A 24990-nucleotide genomic window follows, 5' to 3' on the forward strand; every position below is an offset into this window, starting at 1 on the left:
CGAATGAACATCTTCATCGATACCGAACGATTGCGGGATTTAAACAGCGGCCTGGGGCAATTCTGTCTGCGGCTGGGGCAGGAACTGGTCCGGCAAAAACCGCCATCGGCCCGGCTTACGTTCCTGGTTCCGAAAGGACAGGAGGGCGTTTTTGGTTCGAACGTCCAGTATCAAACGGCCGTCTGGTGGCGGAGATGGTACAATCCGGGTAAGCACGACCTCTGTCACCTCACCCACCAGGACTCCCGGTTCTGGCCCGTGTCCCGGCAAACCCGAACGGTCTTAACGATTCACGACCTGAATTTTCTGGAACGGCCGGATTACGATGACGCCAAAAAGAACCGCCGCCTGACGGTTGTACAACGCGCGGTCGAACGGGCCTCGGCCCTCACCACCATTTCGGAATACACAGCCTCCGTGGTCCGCCAGCACTTGACCCTGCCGCCGGTTCCGCTGACGGTTATTTACAACGGTAATTCGCTCCGTCACGACGCTACCCAGCCGCTCGCGATTCCGGGTCCGTTTTTCCTATTCGTCGGCGTCATCCATCCCAAAAAAAACCTGCACACGTTGCTGCCACTGCTGGAAGCCTTCCCGGAATGGAGGCTGGTCCTGGCCGGTCCTGATGCCCATCCCTACGCGGCCCACCTGCGTGAACAGGCACAACGGCTGGAAATTGGCGACCGGCTGGTGATGCCCGGCGCGGTGACGGAGGCCGCCAAAAACTGGCTGTACCAGCACTGCGACGGCTTTCTGTTTCCGTCGCTGTCCGAGGGATTTGGGTTGCCAGTGGTTGAGGCCATGAGTTGTGGCAAACCGGTTTTTCTGTCGCGCCTGACAAGCCTGCCCGAAATTGGTGGGAAAGAAGCGTATTATTTTGAATCGTATGAATCGGAGGAGATGGCCGAAACCGTGTTTGCGGGCCTCAACGACTTCCGGGCCAATCCGTTCCGGGCCGATCGGCTCCGCCAGCAGGCGGCCCGCTTCAGTTGGGAACGGGCTGCTCAACAATATTGGCAGTTGTATACTGATTTGTTGTAAACGGGTTACGGTATTGGATTTACTTTGGCTACCTTTGCGGCTTATTGAACCATTTTGAAGAGTATGCTTCGAACGCACACCTGCGGAGAAATCCGCATCGAACACGTTACTACCCAAGTTATTCTCTGCGGCTGGGTGCAACGCATCCGCGACAAAGGCGGTTTGATCTGGATTGACCTCCGCGACCGCTACGGCCTGACCCAACTGCTGCTCGAAGAAGGCCAAACCGATCCGGCTATCCTTGAGACCGCCCGGTCGCTGGGCCGTGAGTTTGTGGTAAAAGCCTCCGGCGAAGTGATCGAGCGTAAATCCAAAAACCCCAACCTGCCTACGGGTGATATCGAAGTCCGTCTGGAAGCGCTGGAAGTTCTGAATCCGGCCAAGCTACCGCCCTTCCTGATCGAAGACGAAACCGACGGGGGCGACGACCTGCGGATGAAATACCGGTACCTGGACCTGCGCCGGAATCCCGTTCGGAGAAACCTCGAACTGCGTCACAAAATGGCGCAGCAGACGCGGATTTACATGGACGGCCAGGACTTTATTGAAGTCGAAACGCCGGTTCTGATCAAATCGACGCCGGAAGGCGCCCGCGATTTTGTGGTACCGAGCCGCATGAACCCGGGTGAGTTCTACGCCCTGCCTCAGTCACCCCAGACGTTCAAGCAACTGCTGATGGTATCGGGTTTCGACCGGTATTACCAGATCGTCAAGTGTTTCCGGGACGAAGACCTGCGCGCCGACCGCCAGCCGGAGTTTACGCAGATCGACTGTGAAATGTCGTTTATCACGCAGGAAGATATTCTGCAAATGTTCGAAGGGCTGGTGCGGCATCTGTTCAAAACCGTGAAAGGCATCGACCTGGTCCAGGTGCCCCGCATGACCTACGCTGACGCCATGCGACTGTACGGTTCCGACAAACCCGATACGCGCTTCGGGATGGAGTTCGTCGAGCTGAAGGGAGCCTTCGACACCGTCGATCTGACGTCGGGCAAGAACTTCGTCGTGTTTGATTCGGCGGAACTGGTCATTGGCATCAACGCCAAAGGCTGCGCTGAATACACCCGCAAGCAGGTTGATGAATTAACTGACTACATCAAACGTCCGCAGATTGGCGCGAAAGGGCTGATTTACGTGCGCTACAACGCCGATGGAACCATCAAATCATCGGTTGATAAATTTTACACGGAAGACGATCTGAAACAATGGGTTGCCCAGTTTCAGGCCGAGCCGGGCGACCTGCTGCTCATCATGGCGGGCGATGCGGCTAAAGTTCGGAAACAACTGAACGAATTGCGGCTGGAAATGGGTACCCGGCTGGGCCTGCGCGATCCGAACCAGTTTAGCGCCCTGTGGGTGCTGGATTTCCCGCTGCTCGAGTGGGGCGACGAAGAAAACCGCTGGTTTGCGATGCACCACCCGTTTACCTCGCCCAAACCGGAAGATATTCCGCTGTTGGAAACCAACCCCGGTCACGTGCGGGCCAACGCCTACGACATGGTGATCAACGGAACGGAAGTCGGCGGGGGTTCCATCCGGATTTTCCAGCGGGACTTACAGTCTAAAATGTTTGATTTTCTGGGCTTTACGCCCGAAGAAGCCAAGGCGCAGTTCGGTTTCCTGCTGGACGCGTTCGAGTACGGAGCTCCTCCCCACGGCGGTATCGCGTTCGGTTTCGACCGGTTGTGCTCCATCTTCGGGGGCGCCGATTCGATCCGCGATTTCATTGCCTTCCCGAAAAACAACTCGGGCCGCGACGTGATGATCGATTCGCCCGCTACAATCTCGCCGGCGCAACTGAATGAGTTGCAGATTGCCGTAGCGAAGAAGTAACAAAAAAGGGCCGACATTGTCGGCCCTTTTTTGTTAAAACAGTTTTTCGTTCGGCGGTTTGACGCCTTTCATCCGGATATACACGGTCGTTTGGCCCCGGTGGTGCGTCTGGTGTTCAAACGCTTTGGCCAGCATCGTTTCGCGGGACATTTCGCGCGGCCCCATTTTCACGTTTTCGGCCAGTTGCGCATCGCTTAAGCCTTTGACCCCGTCGATCACAAAGTCATAACTGTCCATCACGGCTTTCGTCAGACCGGCTTTGGTCTTGAACTCTTCCATGGTTTCCATTTTCTTGCCCTGCATCGGATTGAACTTTCCGGTAGCGCCCGACGCAAAGTTGTAGTTTGCGTTGGCCAGGTGCAGCATCTGCTCGGCAAAACTCCGTACTTCGGGGGTCGGCTTGAAACCGATGCCGTCTTCCGGCATCGCATCCAGGTATTCTTTCGTATACTCTTTAGCGCGCTGCCATTCCGCCGTAATCTGGCTCACGGTTGCCAGTTTGGTCGAAAAGCCGCTGAAGGTTACCCAAAGCATCAGGGTTAGGGCGGTGAATCCAAATTTTTGTTTCATAGCGAGAAGTAATGGTTTGAGAACCAAAGTTAAATCCGGTAGGCAGGTTTGCAAGCCTTCGCCCGGATTTCTACTCAAAAACGAGCGTAAAATAAAAATCGAACCGAAAATGTGATTTGCATCGCTTTTTCGTTTAAAATGTAGATCCGTTTAGCAAGCAACAAATCAACTATGTTATTACCCGCCGAATACACCCGCTACGAAAAACATCTGAACCTGCCAGAAATTGGCGTGGAAGGACAATTGAAGTTAAAACAGGCTCGTGTTCTGGTGGTAGGCGCCGGTGGATTGGGTTGCCCGGTTTTGCTGTATTTAACCGCGGCTGGCGTCGGTTCCATTGGTGTTATTGACCCCGATACGGTTGCCATTAGTAACCTGCAAAGGCAGGTAATTTACACTACAGAACAAGTAGGTAAACCGAAGGCAACGGTAGCCGTAAATTCACTCAAAAAAATCAACCCGGAAATCAGCTTCAACGCCTACGCGTATGCGCTCGACCGTTCAAACGCCCGGACGATCATCGACGAATACGATTTGGTGGTGGACTGTACCGACAACTTTACGGTTCGCTACCTGGTCAACGACGTCTGCGTGATGCAGGAGAAGCCGTTTATTTATGGAGCCATCCACCGTTTTGAAGGACAGGTGGCGGTTTTGAACGCCCGGCTGGCACCTTCCGAGTTCCAGCCCGAGGAAATTCGGCGCGGCCCGACGTACCGCTGTCTGTTTCCGGAGTTTCCGAATCAGATGGAAATTCCGAATTGCGCCGAAACGGGCGTCCTTGGCGTTTTGCCCGGTGTGATCGGCACTTACCAGGCCAACGAGGTCATTAAACTGATCACGGGCGTTGGTCACTCGCTGAGCGAAGAACTGCTGATGGTGGATCTGCTGGCGATGTCGTTTCAGAAAATTCGGGTTCGCCGACGGCTTGACGCCGAAACAGCCGCCCAGAACGGATGGGAAGAAGGCCAGCGCACCGTTGCAAAAACCGAAATCCGCCAGAGCATCACCGCCCTGGAACTGGCCCAACGGCTGACGAAGGACGAAGATATTTTTCTGCTCGATGTCCGCGAACGACCCGAATATAACATTTGCCACCTGGAAAATGCGGTTCTGATTCCGGTCAACATCATCGCCAATAACGTTAAACGCATTCCGGTTGACCGGCCGGTAGTGGTTTACTGCCACCACGGTATTCGCAGCCAGTACGTGGTTGATTACCTCCAGAAGGAATTTGGTTTTACGAACCTGATGAACCTGCAGGGCGGCATCAACAGCTGGGCGCGGGATGTAGAACCCGAAATGGAAGTCTATTAACGTTAAAACATGCTACCTAACGCCCGCTTGCTGTCAGCCAGAGCAGCAAGCGGGCTTTTTTTATTCCATTCAAAACAGGACCGCCGTACGCGGACTCAGAATCGGTCAGTCTGCTGCGGCTTAGCAGAAAATGACTGATACAGTAAGCGGCAGTTTTGACAAAAGGGCATTGACGACTAGGCCTTTGTCAGGTGTTTGAGACTTTTTGCTTTGCCATTCAGCCCGGCCTTTTTCTTCTCCGGAACCGGGTCTTCCTCTTTTTGCACCGGATCGGCAGTTGGGCTGGCCGGAACGGCTTTTCCCGCAAATTCTCCTTCGAGTTGCCGCCGACCGTCTTTGATTCGCATATGCCCGGCAAAATCAGTTGCTTTTCTTCCGCCGATGTTCAGGGAGCTGACTAAGCGCTGCAATTGCGTAGGGTCGTATCCTACCAGATAAGACAGCAACGAAACCGTTACGGCAAATTTGAAATAAGAAGCCGCCGACATGCCGAGAATTGGGGTAGAGGTATCACTCGCATCCACCGGAACGGAAAAACTGGCTACGTATGAACCGGCTACCAGAATCAGGTACGCCAGAAAACCGCGAAACATCGAAACTACGGGGTGTTCGGTCATATAAACAAGACTCCGGTATTCGAACGAATCCGGCTCCAATGCATCCATGTCAATGTGGGGCTTTTCGTTAACTGCACTGAGATTACTGGACAGGCCCCCAATCACCCCCGCCAGAGCCGCCAGCAGGGCGGTATTGGTTGGCGTAAACGTCAGGGCGTACAACCACAACGTATCCCAGATGACATGCCCTGCTTTGTCAAGAGGTTGCAGCTTCGACGCCGGCACACTCAACCCCATAAAAAATAAAACCAGCCAACCGAAAAAGAGGAAAATCCCCATCAATCCACGGTTGCGGACGTAGTGTTTACCAACAGCCGGATTTTCGACAGTAAGCGCATCGTCTGTTTTCATAGCGGTAAGGGTTAACCTAATGAAGTTACGCCCATTAGCTACTCATTGTCAACATATTACTTGAAATCCAGGTACAACTACGCGTCGGTATCCGGTAAAATACGCGCGTCGGCAGGCCGTCTGATAAGGCTACTTGATGCCCGCCTGTTTGTCCAGTTGCGGTAGTTGTTTTTTGTATTCGGCAACGTTCCAGACAATGTCCCAGTGCTTTACGTAATCGGCCAGGGGCGGCAAACCGACTTCCGCCCGCCGTTGATCAACGTGGTCGGGATCGTTCAGCGGCAGGACGTACGCTTTCCCGGTTTTGCTGTCCTGACCGATTTGGCTGCCGTACGTTTGCCGTCGCCCTTCGCCCAGTGCCACCCGATCTTCCAGTAACGCCAGCGCACTGGGTTGCGCCTTTTGGGCTTTCACGGCTTCACGCATCATGGGCAGGTATTTTTGCTGCGTGGCCAGATCAGCGTGCTGAATCACCAGAAATAGGGTTGTACTTGCCTGAGGCCCCACTTTGTCTTCTCCAACCCAACCGTGCTGATCCAGAATAGCCTTCACCTGGATGAGATTAACGCTGTCTTTTTCTTCGATGGTTTTCCAGAGATTTTTAACTTCCGGCGACTCAAAACCGTGTTTTTGCCCCACCTCATTGAGTTGCTGCCGGTATTTCTGATCTTCATCATAAATTGCCAGCAGCTTGGCCTGCAACGGTTTATCGTAACTGGCTTCGATTTTATCCACCTGCGCCTGTAGGTTGGCCACTAGGTCCTTCCACTCCTGCCGGTCGTGCAGCCCGTTCAGATCGCTGTCCGTTTTCAGGTGCCGGATGTTGATAAATCCCTTTTCAACGGCCTGATTCAACCACTTCATCGCCAGTTCAGTATCCTTCGTTAAAGCGGCCGAACAAGCTGCATTGTAAAAATCAGAACGGTTTTTCTGCTCGAGTTTAAAAGCCCGTTGGTAGAGATTAACGGACTCTTTATAAGACTTATCCTGGTATTTTTTCTCGGCCTGACTAATCAGGGAGGCATAATTTTGCCCAAAAGTCAGCGAATAGAAAAGACTGAATGATACGAAGAGAAAGAATTTCATACGGTTTGAAGCGGTTTATTCCGCAATATAACTACAAGGCTAGTTAATATTAAAAAAATTGCTTGTACCGTCTATTCAAAATGAGTTTCAGTCTGTTCGCGGTACTGGATGAAAACCCGCTGCACCGCTCCTGGCTGCAACAAGCGGTATTTATCTCATAATCAGTCTTCATTCAACTAACAGGTTAGGTGAAAACTGCAATAAGGAACACTCGACAGGCATGACGGTACATGACGAAAACCCCGAATCCATTCGCTTTCTTCCCCTAAATCCGTGTTCCTTTCTCATTTCGGACAGCATGAACGTACGAACCTCCCATCCCCTGGCCTTACCGGTCGGCACAACCCTCGACCGGTACATTATGAACCGCCAATACGCCTTCGCGTATGCTACGGGCGAACTGTCGCAATTGCTGCGTGACATTGCGCTGGCCGGTAAAATCATCAACCGGGAAATCAACCGGGCCGGTCTCATCGACCTGACCGGCGGTATGGGCGTACAAAACGTCCAGGGAGAAAGTCAGCAGAAACTGGATGTAATTGCGGATATTCGGTTCAGTCGGGCGCTAAAAAATGGCGGGGAGGTATGCGCCATCATTTCGGAGGAGGAAGAGGAAATCATCCTTACCGGTAACAACAACGCTAAGTACGTGGTAGCCATCGACCCGCTCGACGGTTCTACCAACATCGACGTGAATGTGTCTATTGGTACGATTTTTTCCATTTACCGACGCGTAACGCCGATTGGCAGCGAACCCACCGTCGAAGATTTTTTACAGGGAGGCCACGAGCAGGTGGCTGCCGGTTACATTCTGTACGGCTCGTCAACCATTCTGGTGTATACAACCGGCCACAGCGTCAACGGCTTCACGTACGATGCCTCGCTGGGTGAATTTATCCTGTCGCACGCTGACATCAGAAGCCCGCTGGACGGAACAATCTACTCCTGTAACGACGGCAATGTCGATGAGTATGAAGAACCCGTCAGAAAGTACCTGGCCAGTTGCCGGGAGAAACACCATACCGCTCGTTACATCGGCTCGCTGGTGGCCGATTTCCACCGAAATCTGCTGAAAGGCGGGATTTACCTGTATCCGCCCACGGCCAAAAACCCGGACGGCAAACTTCGGCTATTGTATGAGTGCTATCCGCTGGCGTTCATTGCCGAGCGGGCGGGTTGCCGGGCGGTTACGCACAGGGAGTCGATTCTGGACATCAAGCCGCGCAGTTTGCACCAGCGAAGCTCCCTATACATGGGCGCTCCGGCTATGGTCAGCGACTTGCTGTGCCTGTTTCCGTAGGCAAAAACCGTATCCGGACCCACTGCGTTCGCTGGCTGTCCATTCCCGCGTTATTGATTTGTCTCCCCGTTAGATGGTGCGCGACCGCCGTGTTGAACTCCTGATCGCAGGTGTATACCCGTAAGTCGGTCAGCCGCTCGCGGGCATCGACCCGAAAACTGATGAGAACGAAGTCGATACGGCTACTCTGACAAACTAGGACCGGATCGGTCAGGTACCGCGACAACTGAACCACCAGGCTCTCCTCCGGAACCGACCGGAGTGCAAAGGCCTGCACGGCGCAGAAAAGCAGCGAAAGCACAAAGAAGAATACCAGCGTTGGCATGGTGCAGCTTATTAACGCACCAAAAATAGAGGGCTTTAACAGGCCCGACGAAGTTCCACACCATTCGCCGGTCGAAACCGCACGCTGGACGGTTGAAAGTACGGTCTGGAGCGTTGCATTTTTAAACGGTTACCGCCGGATAACGTTACCTTTACTTTACAAACCGCGGTGAAAGGTCACAAAAACATAATTCGGAATGAGCCCGTAAATTCCGGAACTCCGTGCAATTTTGCCACCGGTATTGATCTGCAAAACTTCCTGTTTCTACGCTATGGCGACGCCTGATTTTTCTGCTCTACCGTCGGTCGACGAGTTCGTTGATCGGCTGGAAACCCTTCGAACGGCCCTCAAAAACGCCATTGTTGCGGTGGTGACGGCGCAGGGCGAGGAAGCTGATGCTGCGGAGTTTGATTTACGGTTTCTGCCCCTCACCCTGAGCGATTCTGACCTGGAAATTACGGCACTCACCCTGAACAACGACGAAACCGATCCCCTGACGCTGCATTTCAGCGACCACAACGACGTTGAACTCGACGGGCTTTCAACCGACGATCTGGTCAATTTGTATCAGGTGGTGCGCCACGCAACCGAACCTGACGCCTGACACCGTTCATGTAAACTTCTCATACATAATTAGGATAATCAGGACAAACCCCGGCAATGCCGGGGTTTTGTTTTAAAAGGTCGTCAAAACGGCATCTAGACATAAAAGCTGTGCGACGACAGAACCAGGTTGGTTTCGTGGAAGTGTTCCTCAAACAGATCCTGCAACTCGTGAACGTACTGGATATACCGGCGCGACTTAATGCACAGCCAGCAGTTCATGCCGGCCACCAGACGTGCATTTCCAAACCTCCAGGAATACGCCGATGGATCGGGCTGAAAGCCGAAGGCCTGCAACCAGGGCCTGGTTAGCTTGATGGGTTGCAGTTCATCGGACGAGAGACTTTTCACATGCTGTTCGGTTAACAGAACAGGTTCTTTGTGAACAACGTAATAGCGGTCTATCTTTGGACTTAGTGTTGCGTTCATCGTAGGAGTCAATCTAATTAGTTACCCATTTTACGTAAAGGGATAAATAATATTGCTTTTCGAAGACGCCTTTCTGCGTAAGATTAGTTAATGGGAAAATAAACGCACATTCCCTTAACAAAGCCTTGACTATCAAAAACTTGATAATGAGTTTATTAAAAACAGTAAGTGGACAATCTAGCAGACATGCGACCAGTTTGGGCACAAAAAAGCCCGGTTTCAGCCGGGCAAAAAGTTTAGATTTATCGAATCAACAAGGTCAGGCTGCGGCCCGCACCTGAGGCTGAGGACGTTGCAATTGGCGAACGTGTTCTTCTTTCAGCACGATCACATCACGCTGCGGTTTGCCGCTGTTGATGGAATCGACCAGCGCGTCCAGCAGCCGATTGGCCCATTCCGGTATGTATTTGCCTTCTGCTTCGACAAATACTTTGGGGAAGTTGTATAAACCCCGACCCAAGCCGAACTGCACGGCAGCCCGCTTCATGGCATCAGAAATCCCGCCCTTCACGGGTTCGATAGCCGTCCGGCTGGCACCGTCGGTTTTGCTGATCACCTGGCCGGAAGGCAACGTGACGGTTATCGTGCACAGAAAACCGCCGTCGATTTCCCTGATTTCGTTGCTCCAGTTGGCCCAGCCAAATTGCTCGTCAAATCGCTCCATGACGGAACGGTTGGTGATGTAAGGCACAACGATCAGTTTGGCCGGTTTGCCGTTTTTCGCTTCAATTACCTGCTGCACCCGCCATTCGATCTCTTCCGCCTGCAAGGGGTTTGTTAATTTGTGGAGTTCCATTTCGTTAGTATTTGCTTGCTTAAATATAACAAATTACCGCCAGATTTCATTCAAAAACCTCCTGAAATATTCACTTAAAAGTGCTAGGATAAGCAACGCAAAAAAGCCTGATTTTAGCTACTCAACCCTGTAAAATGCAAAATGTTGAGTAACATTTAAGTAACGTAAATTCACAGCCGGTAGGTTACCCGGTTGCACAGAACCTTCACCCCGAATTACGGGTTAAGCAGATCATCCCGTTTTCGCGTAACTTACCATCCAAATTCCCGCAAACTTTGTCATTCATGAATTCATTTCAACCTGAACTGGCTCGCGCGCATTCGTTCCAAGCTCTTCCCAAAGCGGGTTGCTCTCTGCTCGGGCCTTGGGGTCGGTCAGCAACTGTTGGGCTTGCGTGGCTCAGTTGTTTGCTGGGCATTGTAATGGGCGGCTGCACCCGCATGTATCATACGCGACGGAGCATTCAGGAATTAAACCAGACGTTCGTGGTCAACAAAAAGCAGGCGCTTTTTTATGCAGACCAGCGCAAGGTCAAACAAAGCAAACGGCTTACCAAGCCCGCAACGGCGGCTCTTTACCTGCAAAACGACACGCTGTTTGTGGAGTTGGTCAAAACGTCGCTGCCGGCTAACGACGGTCGGCCCGCAACCATCGACATCTCCGATTCAACGTACGTTTTTTTCGTTAATCCGCGGCTGGGCAAACCGTCGGTGGATGAAAAAAGCGCCTGGTTTCGGTATCATTTCACCTCGTTCGATGCCGACCTGATTACCATTCCTTTCAAGTACCGGATAGGTCAGCAGGGCCAGCCGCCCGAGATGATCACCACGCCCAATGCAGCCGTGTACCTGGGTTTGCGCTACGACCAGGGGTTTCATCGCAATGTGTTTTACCACCACCAGCAGCGTTCCGAAATTCGTTCGTACAGCATCGGGGCGGGCGGTCTGCTGGGGCTGACAGCCGCGACGGTACGGTCTTTTTCAACCGCCGGGCAGTATCTGGACGAGTACGAGGGGGTTTGCCTGAGCTACGGTTTTGCGGCCATTTTCGGCTATCGGGCCGTTAATCTGGGCCTGGCCGTCGGATTCGATTACCTGATTGATCAAAACAAGAACCTCTGGATTTACCAGAACAAACCGTGGCTAGGCGTTACCATTGGCTTGAACCTTAACTAAAAACACGGCATTTCAGGCCCGAAACCGACTGGCGAAGACCTTGAAACAACGCTTCGAGTTCAATGGGGTAACTCATAGACAGCATAAGGTTACTCTTAGTTGTATTGCCGTTTGGGCAAACCGTCAGGCCAGCATCTTTTCAAAGTCCAGCAATTTGCTGTAGTGGATCACCGCACCCAGGTGATTAATGGTCTGATTGGACTGGCGGATAGGCAGGTCATCGCAAGCCAGCGTTTTGATCACCTCCTCATCCGACTGAATCAAAACAAAGCCGATGATCCCGACCAGACGAATCTGTTTTTCAAGAATGTACTGATCGTCCACCCGGCTGACTTTGTTGACAACCATGAAAACGGGCGAACCACTGGAGCACTGAAACAGGCCCGTATCGATCAAAAACTGCGGTCGGTCGGCATACCGGAAGTTTATATCGGTGGCCGTGATTCCTTTGCGGTAGATGGGTGTTCCCGTAGCCGAATCCTGTAAACTGGTGGGATACCCCACCATGTATACTTCTTCGACGGCGTCGATATTGGCAAGTTCGTGTGCTGAGGGCATCCGGTATAGTTCCGTCGAGGGGATGTAGATCGAGGTTCCTTCCTGTTCGGCTTTGTTCAATACCCGTTGCAGGGGATAGATGCAAAGATCAACTTTCGGATCGGGATGCGGAATGCAAGCTTGCCAGAAATCGGTGCACGTAATCTCTACCTGATTTTCGTGATCGGGTTCACCGTTGGGCTTCCGGCTGGTAAACCGGATCCGGGTCCATTTGGCATCCTGAGCCAGGTGCCGGTTGGTTACGATAGCCTGAAAAACCGTTCCGCCCTCGCGTTGACAGAGTTCGTAAATAAGGCCGGTTCCCCGGCGGATTTGTTTGGACGCCAACGTGCATTCAATCATGACGATCGAACCCGCAACGCTTTTGAAAGGCTTAAATTCCTGAGTGACTAGTCCACTTCGCATTTTCAACGTGTAAGCAATTTTACTTATAGATAGGAGTACTCAAGCAAGAGTCAATCTTCATGCCTGAATTGCACACACGAAGTATTTGTGAGTAAGCGGTAACCGATTATCAATTTTCAGTAACCTCCAAGACCATTTGGGCAGCCGGGCAAATCAACCGAATTACCATCGGCGGTTTGCTGGTTTTCGTTTACCAAGCCAATTACGTGCTTTTCAACCGCTTCATGAAGCTTTGGAACGCCGGTTTCAGTTCTTCAAACAAAGGGTGATTCCGGTTTTTTAGCATCACTTCACTGAACATTTTGAGGCCAATTGCAAATTCAGTCGCTTGTTCCTTGTTGTCGAATGGGTCCTTTTCCCGCAACCGTTCGATGATGCCAAACACTTCATCGTGGTTGTCGAATGTTAATTCCAGCTGCTTGTCGGGGACGCTTTCACCGTTGGCGAGTTCCACGAGTTTGAGCGTCAACTGATATTTGTTTGTCTTCTTTTCCATGGATTTAACAACGTGTTTCTGCCATAACCTTACTCGAACAGAACAAAGTTGCGCTATAGCGCATTAAATAAATCATCGGGATAAAACCATTACCAAAGAACTTCAACCAGAAGCTTTATCGGGCAAGAGCGGCCTTTAAAATTGGTTCAGATTTATTCGTTGGAAGTCGGGTGAAGTTAAGTTTACAGAAGCAACGCGGAAACGCCGGTGAACCGGGCCGGCGGTAGGGCAGACTCCGCCCCAGGTGCTGCACGAACTTGCCTATACGCCACACGCCGGAGACCGCAGCCTGATGGGGTATAACAGCCATCGACGCAATTTATGGTCGCCCGCTTCGGTCCTGACGCCCGCCGGAGTCAGCGCAATGGGATTCAGTATTGCTGATTGAGCGACTACTTTACGATGGCTTCCTGAATGCGAATTGGGGCTGTTTGTACCAGGGGTAACGTAACCCGGAACCAGCCACCCGCTTCTTCGATGCGGGGAGCCGGATGGTTCAGGAGCCGGTATTTGTCGGTGATGTTCGACAGCCCCACGCCGTTGGATTCGACCCGCACGGCCCGGCGCTGGATGTTGTTTTCGACCAGCAAGTGCCCGGTTTCGGTCGTACAAATCCGGATCGTCAGCGGTTCTTCAAGCAACGCCCGGTTGTGCTTCACGGCATTTTCAACCAGCAGTTGCAGCGTGAGGGGCGGAATGAGTGCATCCTGTAACGCGTCGGCTACGGCAATTTCCGGGCAGACGCTCCGTCCATACCGGGTTTTAAGCAAATGAAAGTAGGACTGAATAAACGTTAGCTCTACGCTTAATGAAGTCAGTTCCGAATCACCCGCCCGCAGCAGGTACCGATAAACGCTCGACAGCTCATCGACGTAATCAGTGGCCTGCTGGGGATTTTCTTCGATCAGGGCGGAGAGCGTGTTGAGCGAATTAAACAAAAAATGCGGGTTTACCTGACTTTGCAGTGCCCGCATCTGGGCCTCAGTAAACTGCTGTTTGAGCCGTTGAACCGTCAGATCGGCTTCCAGTTGCCGACGCAGGTACTGCTCCCGTTCGCGGGCCAGTTCCTGTTCAGCCATTACCTGCCGGAGAGTCTGCTGCCGTTGCCGGTACGACAACCCCAGCGATACACAGACCAGATCGAGCAGGATACCCACTTGCATAATGAAAGCAGGATGCTTGGGCAAGGGTAAGCGAAGAACGACCTCAAGCCCCTGGTCAATGTACCTGTTCAGCATGATTGTAGAGAAAACCTGACCAAGCCATATCGCCAGAGTCCCGACAAAAAAGAACCGGGCTAACACATCGGTGCGCTTCAGGTAGATCAGAAAGGTGTAGAGGATGGTCAGGTTCGTAGCAGTCATCACAAGCCCCCGTTCCATATCAAGCAGAATGGCGTGCCAGCCGGTTTGCCAAAACGACGAAAACAGATTGAAATACGTTTCAGGCAGGGCCAAGACCAGCCAGGCTTTCTGCATGATGCGGTACCAGCGCAGCAGACGAGGGTGGCCGTTTAAGTCCATAAAGGTTAGGGCCAACTCCAGGTGGAGCGCCGAGAACAGGAAGGGTGGGACCGTCCGGACAAACGCCATCACGGCCGGTTCCAAATGCAGGGCATCTGTACCAAATGAAATAACCCACAGAAAAATATAAAGACTGTAGAGCGCATAGATTCGTTCCCGGCGAATTATCCACTGAATCAGGTTAGCCGCCATGATCACCATTGTGGCCCCAACGAACAGCAAAATCCATTGGTCGTAAGCTGGTAAAGTCAGGTGCATATAGCGCAATAAATTGAAGTTCAACGAAAATAGGAAAAAGTTGCTTTACCTGTCGCTTTTTACGGTTCATGGCAAAAAAGGTTGGGAAACCAGGGACATACCAGCAACTTCGGCCGTAGAATCAACCAGTTAACAACAGCTGCACATGAACCCTCACCGCATCCTTTTTGCAACCGTCCCGTTCGACGGTCACTTTAGTCCCCTGACCGGCCTGGCCGTTCACCTGAAGCAACTTGGCCACGATGTCCGCTGGTATGTGGGCGGCCATTACGGCGAACGCGTCCAGGCCCTCGGACTGCCCCACTACCCCACCGTAAAGGCTCCTGTGATCAACCAGACGAACATGGATGAACTGTTTCCGGAGCGCAAGACCATCCGAAACCCCATCAGTCGTGCCCGGTTCGACGTCAAACAAACGTTTCTGAATCCGATCCCGGGTTACGTGGATGACCTCCTGGCCATTCATGCCGAGTGGCCTTTCGACCTGATTATTTACGACCTGGCCTGCCTGGGAGCCTTGTTTGTGCAGGAGTTGCTGGCCATTAAAGGTGTGGCCGTGGGGGTATTGCCCTTGTTTGAAAGCGAATCCAATCCCCCTTCCGACAATCCGCATCAGGCTCCGCTCAAACGTTGGCTGATCCGCCAGGCGAAACAGGCAAAGCTTTATCTAACCTTCCGGGTGATGATGAAGCCCTGCAACGTGCTCTACAATAAACTACGCCACCAGGCTGGCCTGCCGCCCGAGTCGGGTTTTATGTTTGAATCGGTATTCCGGAACGCCCATCTGTACCTGCAAAGCGGGGTACCGGGTTTCGACTATCCGCACCGGCAGCTTAGCCCCAACGTTCGGTTTGTGGGGCCCCTGATGCCGCATCGGTCGGGTAGGAAAGCGCCGTTTATGCAGGCCGAACGCACCCTCGCTTACAAACACGTAGTGCTAGTCACGCAGGGAACATTCGAGCGCAACGTAGAAAAAATCCTTGTACCGACCCTGGAAGCCTATAAAAATGACCCCGACACGATGGTTATCGCCACAACGGGCGGATCAGACACCGAAGCATTGCGGGAGCGTTACCCACAGCCTCATTTCCTGATCGAAGATTTCATTGACTACGACGCCGTCATGCCTTACGCAAACGTCTACGTCACCAACGGGGGCTACGGGGGCGTGATGCTGGCCCTTAAACACAGGTTACCTATCGTGGTCGCCGGGATTTACGAGGGCAAGGAAGACATTGCCGACCGGGTCCAGTTCAACCAGGTGGGCATAAACCTCAAAACCGAAACCCCCAAACCGGTGCAGATCCAACGGGCGGTGGCCCAGATCCTCACCAATGACACGTACCGGCAACGGGCGCAGCAACTGAGCCAGGAACTCGGACAGTACCAGGCCAATGCGTTGGCCGTGGGCTACATCAACGCCCTGATGACCGAAAAGACCGGCACACTGGTCAGCCTTTAACCAGCAGGCCCGCGAAGAAAAGTAGCCCATTCTTTATCAGCTTCTTAGGTACCGGGTTTTGAAACGCACAGCACCACGAACGGAATGTCCAGTTCGGGCGGGCGTTTGCGTTGCCATAAACCCAGACGTAAGTACTTTTTAAATAACTTTTTGCATTATATATTTCCGGTAAAGCATACGAAGTGCTATTTGCCGACCAATGGTGGCTACTTTTCTTCAACCCTTAATGCGTATTCTACGATGAAACCTTCAAGACGAAATTTCTTACAGTCACTGGGCGTGAGCGTGGCCGGTATGGGCTTGTCGCAGGAATCCACTGCGGCCCCTTCACACGCACATAAAGCCGTCAAACCCACTGGAGACGAGCAGGTTCTGTTCGTGGGCGACAACATTGCCATTGCCAATACCGAGTACGGAAAAGTACGGGGCTTTATCCTCCGGGGGATTCATCAATTTTTAGGGATTCCGTACGGGGCCGATACTTCGGGGAAAAACCGGTTTATGCCCCCGCAGAAACCCGCCCCGTGGACCGAGGTTCGTCCGGCCCTGTGGTGGGGCAATTCAGCGCCCCAGATCATGGAAAAACGGTATGCCAATCCGTACGCGTCGTTTGTGGACCACTGGAACTACGATGACGTGTCGGAAGATTGCCTGAAACTGAACGTGTGGACGCCCGCCCTGGATGCCCAGAAACGGCCGGTCGTCGTCTGGCTGCACGGGGGCGGGTTCGTTAACGGCAACGGCATTGAACAGGACGGCTATCACGGCGAAAACCTGGCCCGGCTCGGCAACGTTGTTTTCTGCTCCCTCAACCACCGGCTGGGTGCACTGGGCTATACGCACCTGAAAGCCGCCGGGGGGCATCCGGCCTCCGGTAACGTGGGAAATCTGGACATGGTGGCCGCCCTCGAATGGGTTAAAAACAACATTGCCAACTTTGGCGGAGACCCCAACAACGTCACCATCATTGGTCAGTCGGGCGGTGGGGCCAAGGTAACGACGCTGATGAACATGCCGTCGGCGAAGGGGTTGTTCCACAAGGCCGTTGCCCTGAGCGGCAGCTCGCTTGCCGGCGTCAATAAAGAGTATGCCGAAAAATTAGGGCTCAAAGTAGTAGAAGAAGCGGGCCTGAAACCCGGCGAAATCGACAAACTTCAGCAGATTCCCTGGCGGGACTACATCGATATTGCCAACCGGGCCGTTGAAAAAATGGCCGACGAAGCCAAACGGCTCAATCTCCAGCGCGGGGGCTACGCACCGGTTGCCGACGGCGTAGCCCTGAACGCCGACCCGTTTTTTAAAGACGCCGATCACTTCTCGGCCGACATTCCCCTGCTCATCTGCTCGACGTTTCACGAGCAAAGCCCCAGCCGGACCGATGCCGCGTTGGAAAGCATCTCGCTGGCGGACGTGAAGGAACGAATTAAACCCCGGTTTGGCGACAAGACGGGCGAAATTGTGGATGCGTACGCCAAAAACTTCCCGAAGGCGCGCCCCATCGAGATTTGGGCGCTGGTCGTTTCCAACCGCAAGAATGCCATTGCAACCGCCAATGCAAAGGTATCGCAGCAAAAAGCCCCGGTTTATGTGGCCTGGTTTGGCTGGCAGCCGCCCCTGTTCGATGGCCGGATGCGGGCGTTCCACTGCGATGATATCTGTTTCTGGTTTTACAACACGGACCTGATGCTGACCCATACGGGAGGAGGAAAACGGCCCCGGGCCTTGTCGGAGAAGATGGCGAAATCTTTCTTGAATTTTGTCAAAACCGGCAATCCAAACGGCGGTGGTCTACCAAACTGGAAACCGTATACCGTTCAGAACGGCGAGACGATGGTGCTGGATGATGCTCCCATGCTGGTTAACGATCCGGACCGCGAAGCCCGAAAAACCCTGGCTTAATTTCCAGCCTGCCTGGCCGAAAATAGGCAAACCGTATAATCACCCCGGTAAGCAGATTTTTTGTGCTTACCGGGGTGATTTTTTGCTCTTGCTTCCCGTTACGGATGGGCTCCGTCGCAAGCACGAGCGTGCACTCAACTCCTGTTTTTACGCTACGAAAGACTCAAAAGTGATAGTTAGGTCCAAAAAACACGAGTAGAGGCAAGGCAAAACGGCAAAGTTGGTACCTTTTTTGGTAGTTATTCTATACTCAACGGTTATTCAACAAAGTCGATGCCTTTTCCTCCAAATGAAACCGAGCGGTTAAGAGCCCTCCATCGTTACCAGATTCTGGACACGTTACCGGAGCAGGATTTTGATCACCTTACGCAACTGGCTTCGATGATTTGCCAGACTCCTATCTCGTTGGTTTCGCTGCTGGACCAGCAACGGCAGTGGTTTAAATCGCGGGTTGGAATAGACGTTTCTGAAACCAGCCGGGATCTGGCATTCTGCAACTACACCATTTTAGATGATACCATTCTGGAAGTAGAAGATACTACGCAGGATCGGCGCTTTCAGGAAAATCCGTTTGTTACCGAAGCTCCTCACCTGCGGTTTTATGCCGGCTTTCCCCTCATTGATGCCGACGGTTACGCCCTGGGCGCCCTTTGCGTAATGGATCATACGCCCAGAAAGCTAACTCCAGACCAGCAAAAAGCGTTGCAGATGCTGGGCGAAATGGCGACCAAACTGATTGTGGAACACCGGCAAAAGCAGGAGCTGCACTACCTGGAGAATCTGTTCGCCATGTCTGCCGATTTGATTTGTATCGTCAGTGCAGACGGTTTCTTCCAGCGGTTAAACCCCGCTTTTCACAACGTATTGGGCTGGACCAACAGCGACGTGCTTCAGACTTCGTTTCTGGCGTTGGTTCACCCGGACGACCGGGAACCGACCCGGCAGGAGCTGAATCGGCTAGCACTGGGCGAACCGACCGTTACTTTTGCGCACCGCATCCAGTGCCAGGACGGCGACTACCGGCACATTCAATGGGTTATAAGCCCGGAGCCCGGTGCGGGCTCCCGCTTCGCCATTGGCCGGGATGTAACCGAGGAAAAGAGAAACGAAGTCCGGCTTTTTCATTCCGAAAACCGGTTTCGCTCGTTCTTTGAGAATTCGCAGGGCTGCATGAGCATTCATGATCTGGCAGGAACCCTGTTGAACATCAATAAGGCCGGCGCTCAGGCGTTGGGCTACGAACCTCAGGAGCTGATCGGTCGCTCCTTGCGTTCAATTGTACCACCGGTTCAGCAGACAGAGCTGGAATCATACTTAAAATCCATTCCGCAAACCGGAAAAGCCAGCGGACACGTTCATGTTCTTCACCGGGGCGGTTCAATACGGACTTATCTGTTTAACAACATTCTCGAAACGGACTCCAACGGCTCGACGTACGTTATCAGCAATGCCATCGATATTACCGACCGGCATCAGCTGGAAGCCGATTTGAAGTGGACGAAGCAGATGCTGGAACAAACCAACGAGGTGGCTCGCATCGGCACCTGGGATGTTGACCTGCTCCAAAACACGGTTTACTGGTCGCCGGTTACCAAAGCCATACACGAACTCCCCAGCGACTATGTTCCCAACCTAAAGGAAGCCATTAACTTCTTCAAGGGCGTCCACCAGGATCAGATCCAGGAATGCCTGAATCGGGCGGTCCAGCACGGCGAAACCTACGATATCGAGTTGCAGATCGTCACGGCGACCGGGCGGCCAATCTGGGTGCGCGCCATCGGTACGCCGGAGTTCGAAGAAGGCGTATGCCGCCGTCTGTATGGTACTTTTCAGGATATTAACGAGAAAAAAATTGCTGAGCAGACGCTGCTCAACGAAAAATCCAGACTAGCCGCTTTTGTTGAACACGCCCCCGCTGCGGTGGCCATGTTCGACCGGGAGATGCAGTATATCGCCGTCAGCCGACGCTGGATGGAAGATTACCGGCTACCGGGCAGCGTGCTGGGAATGTCGCACTATGATGTTTTTCCAAACACAACCGAAAAGTGGAAAGCTACGTATGCCCGTTGCGTGCAGGGTGCCGTTGAATCAAATGCTGAAGAGTGGGGGAAGCCTTACGGCTGGGAGCAGGAACAATGTCTGCGCTGGGAAGTGAGGCCCTGGTACCAGTATGACGGGACCATCGGGGGCATCATGATGTTTACCCAGGATATTACGGAAGCCAGTTTGCAAAAGCAGGAGTTGAAAAAAGCCAAGCAACTCGCCGAGCAGGCCAGCATTGCCAAGTCGGAATTTCTGGCCAACATGAGCCACGAAATTCGAACCCCTTTGAACGGTGTAATCGGGTTTACCGACCTGGTTCTCAAGACCTCGCTCAACGAAACGCAGTTGCAGTATTTGACGCTGGTCAATCAATCTGCCAACGCCCTCCTGAACATCATCAACGATATTCTGGACTTTTCGAAAATTGAAGCCGGTAAGCTCGAACTGGCTATTGAGAAAGCCGACCTCTACGAGATGTGCGGCCAGTCGGCCGACATTATTACCTACCAGGCTCAGCAGAAAGGGCTTGAAATGCTGCTGAATCTGCCTGCCAACCTGCCCCGGTTTATTCAGGTTGATTCCGTGCGGCTCAAGCAGGTGCTGGTCAATCTGCTGAGCAACGCCGTTAAATTCACCGAAGAAGGCGAAATCGAACTCAAAGTCAGTCCGCTGAGTGACCTCGCGCAGCGTTCCATCCTCTACCGGTTTGAGGTAAGAGACACCGGCATTGGCATCAAACCGGAGATGCAGGCGCGTATTTTTGAAGCCTTTTCTCAGGAAGATATTTCGACCACCAAAAAATACGGCGGAACCGGCTTGGGCCTTACCATTTCCAACAAATTGCTGGGCATGATGGGCAGTCGACTGGAGCTCAGCAGCGCTCCCGGACAAGGAAGCCGGTTTTTCTTCGACATCTGGCTTGAATCAGAGGTGGGCGATCCGCTACCGGGTCGGGATCTGAGCCTCATCAAAAAAGTATTGATTGTCGATGATAACGAAAACAACCGCCTGATTCTGCGTCAGATGTTCGGTCTGAAAAGCATTCAGGTCGAAGAAGCCCACAACGGATTTGAAGCCCTTCAGAAACTCGGCCAGCACGATGATTACGACGTTATTCTGATGGACTACCACATGCCCTACATGGATGGCCTGGAAACGGTGGAGAAAATGCGGGCCCATTTTCCCTCATTCCCCAAAAACCAGTCCGTCATTTTGCTTCATAGCTCTTCGGATGACCACCGGATTATCAAAGCCTGTGAATCCCTGGCGATCAGCCAGCGGTTGCTGAAACCCGTGAAAATGACGGAGTTGTACCAGGCCGTATCCAGTCTGACGCACACCCACCCGCACAAGGATACCGTCGTTGCCGACGAGCCGTTTCCGCTCCAGACGGCAGCGGTGAACGTCCTGCTGGTGGAAGATAACAAAGTGAATCAATTGCTGGCCAAGACAATCGTCACCCGGATTGCCCCGAATTCCATACTCCGAATTGCCAACAATGGCCTGGAAGCCATTGAAGCCTATGCTCAGGAGCGCCCCGACCTGATTCTGATGGATATTCAGATGCCGGTGATGAATGGCTACGAAGCCACCCAGCGCATCCGGCAACTGGAGTCGGAGGGCCATGTACCCATCATTGCCCTGACGGCAACAACCGTCAAGGAGGAAATGGAACGGTGCCGGGCCGTCGGCATGGATGATGTTATCACAAAACCCATCATCGAACAGACGCTGTTTGGCATCTTCCACAAATGGCTCAGCCCGGCGGAAGACGTCACCCCGGCCTCCAGCCTGCCCGTCGACCCTGCGGATCACTTTGACTTTCAGGTGCTGAAAATGCTGACGGAGGACGATCTCGACTTTATGCGCGAGCTAATTGAAGCTCTTGAAATGGAGCTGACCAACTCCTCCTCCGACCTGATCCAGCGGACGAAAGAATGGGACCTCAACGGTTTGAAAGCCGCCGGGCACAAACTCAAGGGAATGTCCCTAAACGCCGGTATGAACCACCTGGGTCAACTGGGTCACACGCTGGAAATACTGGAAATAACGGAACCCGAAGCCGTTCACGAGCTGGTCGACCGCATTCAGGCTGAAATTGAACTGGTTTTTTCGCTCCTTACGGAAGTAAAAAAAGCCCAATCCTGTTAGTCCCCGCAGGCAGCCCCGTCTCCCTGAAGCCCCAATTTAATGACCGGGGGATGATCGCCCGTGCGCATCCCCAGTCGGCTTTTTTATTACTCACTCCACCTGGTCACGGGCCTGAAAGCGGCCAGTTCCCCGTCCCAGAAAAGAGCCAGAAACCTTGATAGAATGGCTAGAAGCTGCCCTACCCTTCCAAATAACTCCTTGTTAATCAGAAAATAACCGTACTGGCTGCGTATTCATCGGTTAAGAACACAGAACCTAACAGGAACCGGAGCCACTGCCTCACTTTCCCCTCCCTTTCATTGCCCTACGTAAAGGGTCACGGTTCAAGTTCATCGATACCCGTTCATTAGGCGCTATGAAAAATGAATTAGAACGTGCGGAGTACATCGGCTGCGATCGGGGCAACGGTATTGGCCGAATGGCCGAACCAGGTGCCGTTTATCGAATCCTTCGATCGGGCAAGGCAACGGTATTCCTGGAGCGATGCCGCCCTCCCGCCCAGTTGCTGGCCAACCGCCCCGACGTGCAGCAGGACGACCAGAACTACCGGTATTACTTCGAGCTAACGAACGTTGCCCGGGCTTATTTTTATCCGGCTTTGACCATTTCCGGCTCGGCGGGCTATTCGTCGCTTTCGTTCGTGAGCCTGTTCAATCCGATTTCCAATGCCGCCAGCATTGGCATCGGTCTGGCGCAACCCATTTTCAACCAGCGGCTCAACCGAACCCGCCTGGCCGTGGCTCGCGCCCAGCAACAGGAAGCCGCCCTGAACTTTCAGAATACGTTGCTGGTGGCCGGACAGGAAGTATCGGATGCCTTGTCCCTGCACGAACGGGCGCTCGAAAAAATGCGCATCCGTTCCAATCAGATGGTGGCCCTTCGTAGGTCCGTCGAGTACTCCCAGGAATTGCTGCGCAACGGTTTTGCCAACTACACGGAAGTGATAACGGCGCGCCAGAGCCTGCTCCAGGCCGAATTAGGCAGCGTAAACGACCGATTACAGCGGCTGCAATCGGTCGTCAATCTCTACCGGTCGCTGGGCGGAGGATGGCGTCCGTAGCCGTTACAATGTCAGGCGCTGCTTGTCGTTGAGCAATGCCTCTTTCAGCTTCTGATACGGCAGCCGCTGCGGGGAAATCTTGCTGTTGAGCGCTAAAACCGCTGCCGTGGCCGCCGATTGACCCAGGATCATGAACACCGGCTCCATGCGAATCGAGCCGTAGGCAATGTGCGAACTCGACACGCATACCGGTACCAGCAAATTGCCGCACTCCTCCTCCTTGGGCAGAATCGAACCGTAGGCAATCGAATACGGTTTATCCGGATGTACCCCAATATCCCCCTCGTTCTGCACAAACCCATCCGACTTGACGTACCGCTGCGAATTGTGCGCATCCAGCGCATACGACCCCATCCCCACCGGATCAGGGACCACCGTTTTGCCCAACGCATCGGCTTCCTTCATCACAAACACACCTTTCATCCGCCGGGCTTCCCGGATGTAGAGCTGATGGGGCCAGTTGCCGTTATCGGTAAATTCATCCCTGGCCAGCCCCCATTCTTTCACTTTCTCCTGCACCTCCTTGGGCATCCGCGGGTCGTTGGCCATGAAGTACAAAAGCCCTTTCTGGTAGCGTTCGTGGTCCTGGATGATCTGCTTCCGGCGTTCGTAACTGGCCTCGGGGTAGTCGTAATTCTTGCCGATGTAGTCCGAGCTGAAGGGGCCGTGGTTGTTGGTGTCGGTTTTGCGGTTGGGAATGGGGTCAAACTTCTGGAAGGTCTCCCGCCAGCCCGCGTCGAACACCCGCGCCAGCAGCTCATAGCGGGCCGGATCGTAGCCCTCCGGTTTGGGGAAGGGCACGCGGTTGTCGGGGTGGTTGCTCAGGCACAGCCGGAAGCAGTAGGCCTGAATTTTGTGGTCGCCCGCGCCTTTCGCACCGGGGGGGTCCGCCGACACTTCGGGCAACAAGCCACTTTGGGGATCGCCCGGCACGTTGTAGGGACTCACGTTGGCTTTGAAATAGTGGCCGTGCTGAAAGACCTCCGTCTGCACGCCGTTCCAGGTTTCCCCATACACCTGATTGGCTTCCCGGCCCACGTGGTAGCTCACGCCGGCAGCGGCCATCAGATCGCCCTCGTAGGTGGCGTCGATGAACATGGCGCCCTGATAAACCGTTCCGCTCAGGGTGCGGAAGGACTGAATCTTGCCGTCTTTCTTGGTGATGCCGTTGGGGGAGCGATCGAGCCATTCGTTGCGGTAAACCGTCAGCTTGTATTCCTGGACAAAGTCTTCGAACACCTGCTCGGCGGCATGGGGCTCAAAGATCCACATGGTGCGGTTGGAGCCGTCGAGGGCGGGGGTCCCCTGGCCCTTGTTGCCGTACTCTTCGCGTTTTTGCCATGTCCAGGAGTCGGGTTTCTGGTAGTGCTGGTAGAGCCGCTGGTAGAACTGGCGGGCCAGTCCGCCGATCACTTCCTTATTGCCGGTGTCGGTGAAGCCCAGCCCCCCGGAAGACAGCCCGCCCAGGTGCTTGTCGGGCGAGACAATGATAACGGTTTTGCCCATCTTTTTGACCTGGACGGCGGCCGTGACGGCCGCCGAGGTGCCGCCGTAGATGATGACATCGGCTTTTCGCACGGCCAGGGGCTTTTGTTTGGATGGGGTAAAACTGGCGAAGGTGGCCAGCAGGCCAGCCAATAGGGTTAGGGCGGATCGTGTTTTCATCGTGGAAATAGGAGTCAATACATAAAA

21 protein-coding genes are annotated in these 24990 nt (G+C 53.5%); 11 read left to right on the top strand and 10 right to left on the bottom strand.

Annotation, left to right across the window (positions count from 1 at the left end):
- The first annotated feature begins 3 nt into the window (after positions 1-3).
- Both OQ371_RS04095 and aspS read left to right on the top strand, forming a co-directional pair.
- Positions 4-1041, top strand: a complete 1038-nt coding sequence (locus tag OQ371_RS04095) for a glycosyltransferase family 4 protein (RefSeq protein WP_265992513.1) — start codon at positions 4-6, stop codon at positions 1039-1041.
- A gap of 63 nt (positions 1042-1104) precedes the next feature.
- Entirely contained in the window at positions 1105-2874 is a 1770-nt protein-coding gene (gene aspS / locus OQ371_RS04100; protein ID WP_265992514.1) for an aspartate--tRNA ligase, read from the top strand.
- A 33-nt stretch (positions 2875-2907) separates the two neighbouring features.
- Here aspS and OQ371_RS04105 read toward each other — a convergent pair whose 3' ends face one another.
- Positions 2908-3408: a DinB family protein gene (locus OQ371_RS04105; RefSeq protein ID WP_265994262.1), complete on the bottom strand. Its 501-nt coding sequence runs from the start codon at positions 3406-3408 to the stop codon at positions 2908-2910.
- 207 nt (positions 3409-3615) lie between these two features.
- Here OQ371_RS04105 and moeB point away from each other — a divergent pair, with 207 nt between their 5' ends.
- Positions 3616-4761, top strand: coding sequence for a molybdopterin-synthase adenylyltransferase MoeB (gene moeB / locus OQ371_RS04110; protein ID WP_265992515.1), 1146 nt, complete (start codon positions 3616-3618; stop codon positions 4759-4761).
- Positions 4762-4937: 176 nt separating this feature from the next.
- On the opposite strand, the gene OQ371_RS04115 is transcribed toward moeB, so the two are convergent.
- On the bottom strand, positions 4938-5729 hold the full coding sequence (locus tag OQ371_RS04115; RefSeq protein WP_265992516.1) for a hypothetical protein: 792 nt from the start codon (positions 5727-5729) through the stop codon (positions 4938-4940).
- A gap of 129 nt (positions 5730-5858) precedes the next feature.
- Entirely contained in the window at positions 5859-6815 is a 957-nt protein-coding gene (locus OQ371_RS04120; protein ID WP_265992517.1) for a DUF6624 domain-containing protein, read from the bottom strand.
- Positions 6816-7113: 298 nt separating this feature from the next.
- On the opposite strand from OQ371_RS04120, the gene fbp reads away from it, so the two are divergent.
- A complete protein-coding gene (gene fbp, locus OQ371_RS04125) occupies positions 7114-8115 on the top strand; it encodes a class 1 fructose-bisphosphatase (RefSeq protein ID WP_265992518.1) in 1002 nt (333 codons plus the stop codon).
- On the opposite strand, the gene OQ371_RS04130 is transcribed toward fbp, so the two are convergent.
- Entirely contained in the window at positions 8087-8440 is a 354-nt protein-coding gene (locus OQ371_RS04130) for a hypothetical protein (RefSeq protein WP_265992519.1), read from the bottom strand. The two genes, fbp and OQ371_RS04130, sit on opposite strands and share 29 nt — an antisense overlap.
- A gap of 271 nt (positions 8441-8711) precedes the next feature.
- On the opposite strand from OQ371_RS04130, the gene OQ371_RS04135 reads away from it, so the two are divergent.
- Positions 8712-9044, top strand: a complete 333-nt coding sequence (locus tag OQ371_RS04135; RefSeq protein WP_265992520.1) for a hypothetical protein — start codon at positions 8712-8714, stop codon at positions 9042-9044.
- Positions 9045-9139: 95 nt separating this feature from the next.
- Here OQ371_RS04135 and OQ371_RS04140 read toward each other — a convergent pair whose 3' ends face one another.
- Positions 9140-9394 carry a hypothetical protein gene (locus OQ371_RS04140; protein ID WP_265992521.1) on the bottom strand — a complete coding sequence of 85 codons (255 nt, stop codon included), beginning with the start codon at positions 9392-9394 and terminating at the stop codon, positions 9140-9142.
- A gap of 337 nt (positions 9395-9731) precedes the next feature.
- Positions 9732-10268, bottom strand: coding sequence for a Rad52/Rad22 family DNA repair protein (locus tag OQ371_RS04145; RefSeq protein WP_265992522.1), 537 nt, complete (start codon positions 10266-10268; stop codon positions 9732-9734).
- A gap of 440 nt (positions 10269-10708) precedes the next feature.
- On the opposite strand from OQ371_RS04145, the gene OQ371_RS04150 reads away from it, so the two are divergent.
- Positions 10709-11443, top strand: coding sequence for a hypothetical protein (locus OQ371_RS04150; protein WP_265992523.1), 735 nt, complete (start codon positions 10709-10711; stop codon positions 11441-11443).
- A gap of 123 nt (positions 11444-11566) precedes the next feature.
- Here the strand turns inward: OQ371_RS04150 and OQ371_RS04155 are convergent, their stop codons facing one another.
- Positions 11567-12406 (bottom strand): S1 family serine peptidase, encoded by an 840-nt coding sequence (locus OQ371_RS04155; protein WP_265992524.1) that lies wholly within the window; start codon positions 12404-12406, stop codon positions 11567-11569.
- Between the two features lie 202 nt (positions 12407-12608).
- Entirely contained in the window at positions 12609-12902 is a 294-nt protein-coding gene (locus OQ371_RS04160) for a DUF3861 domain-containing protein (protein ID WP_265992525.1), read from the bottom strand.
- Between the two features lie 244 nt (positions 12903-13146).
- Here OQ371_RS04160 and OQ371_RS04165 point away from each other — a divergent pair, with 244 nt between their 5' ends.
- On the top strand, positions 13147-13290 hold the full coding sequence (locus OQ371_RS04165; RefSeq protein ID WP_265992526.1) for a hypothetical protein: 144 nt from the start codon (positions 13147-13149) through the stop codon (positions 13288-13290).
- A gap of 4 nt (positions 13291-13294) precedes the next feature.
- On the opposite strand, the gene OQ371_RS04170 is transcribed toward OQ371_RS04165, so the two are convergent.
- Positions 13295-14683, bottom strand: coding sequence for a sensor histidine kinase (locus OQ371_RS04170; protein WP_265992527.1), 1389 nt, complete (start codon positions 14681-14683; stop codon positions 13295-13297).
- Between the two features lie 145 nt (positions 14684-14828).
- On the opposite strand from OQ371_RS04170, the gene OQ371_RS04175 reads away from it, so the two are divergent.
- The 4 genes from OQ371_RS04175 (at position 14829) to OQ371_RS04190 (ending at position 23298) form a co-directional block, all read left to right on the top strand.
- Complete coding sequence (locus tag OQ371_RS04175; protein ID WP_265992528.1) at positions 14829-16145, top strand: glycosyltransferase; 1317 nt, start codon at positions 14829-14831, stop codon at positions 16143-16145.
- Between the two features lie 240 nt (positions 16146-16385).
- Positions 16386-18044 carry a carboxylesterase/lipase family protein gene (locus OQ371_RS04180; RefSeq protein ID WP_265992529.1) on the top strand — a complete coding sequence of 553 codons (1659 nt, stop codon included), beginning with the start codon at positions 16386-16388 and terminating at the stop codon, positions 18042-18044.
- Positions 18045-18317: 273 nt separating this feature from the next.
- On the top strand, positions 18318-22238 hold the full coding sequence (locus OQ371_RS04185) for a PAS domain S-box protein (RefSeq protein WP_265992530.1): 3921 nt from the start codon (positions 18318-18320) through the stop codon (positions 22236-22238).
- 355 nt (positions 22239-22593) lie between these two features.
- Positions 22594-23298: a TolC family protein gene (locus tag OQ371_RS04190; RefSeq protein WP_265992531.1), complete on the top strand. Its 705-nt coding sequence runs from the start codon at positions 22594-22596 to the stop codon at positions 23296-23298.
- Positions 23299-23301: 3 nt separating this feature from the next.
- On the opposite strand, the gene OQ371_RS04195 is transcribed toward OQ371_RS04190, so the two are convergent.
- Entirely contained in the window at positions 23302-24963 is a 1662-nt protein-coding gene (locus tag OQ371_RS04195) for an FAD-dependent oxidoreductase (protein WP_265992532.1), read from the bottom strand.
- Between the last annotated feature and the right edge of the window lie 27 nt (positions 24964-24990).

Source organism: Larkinella insperata, from assembly GCF_026248825.1.
In the GTDB taxonomy this organism is placed as follows: domain Bacteria; phylum Bacteroidota; class Bacteroidia; order Cytophagales; family Spirosomataceae; genus Larkinella; species Larkinella insperata.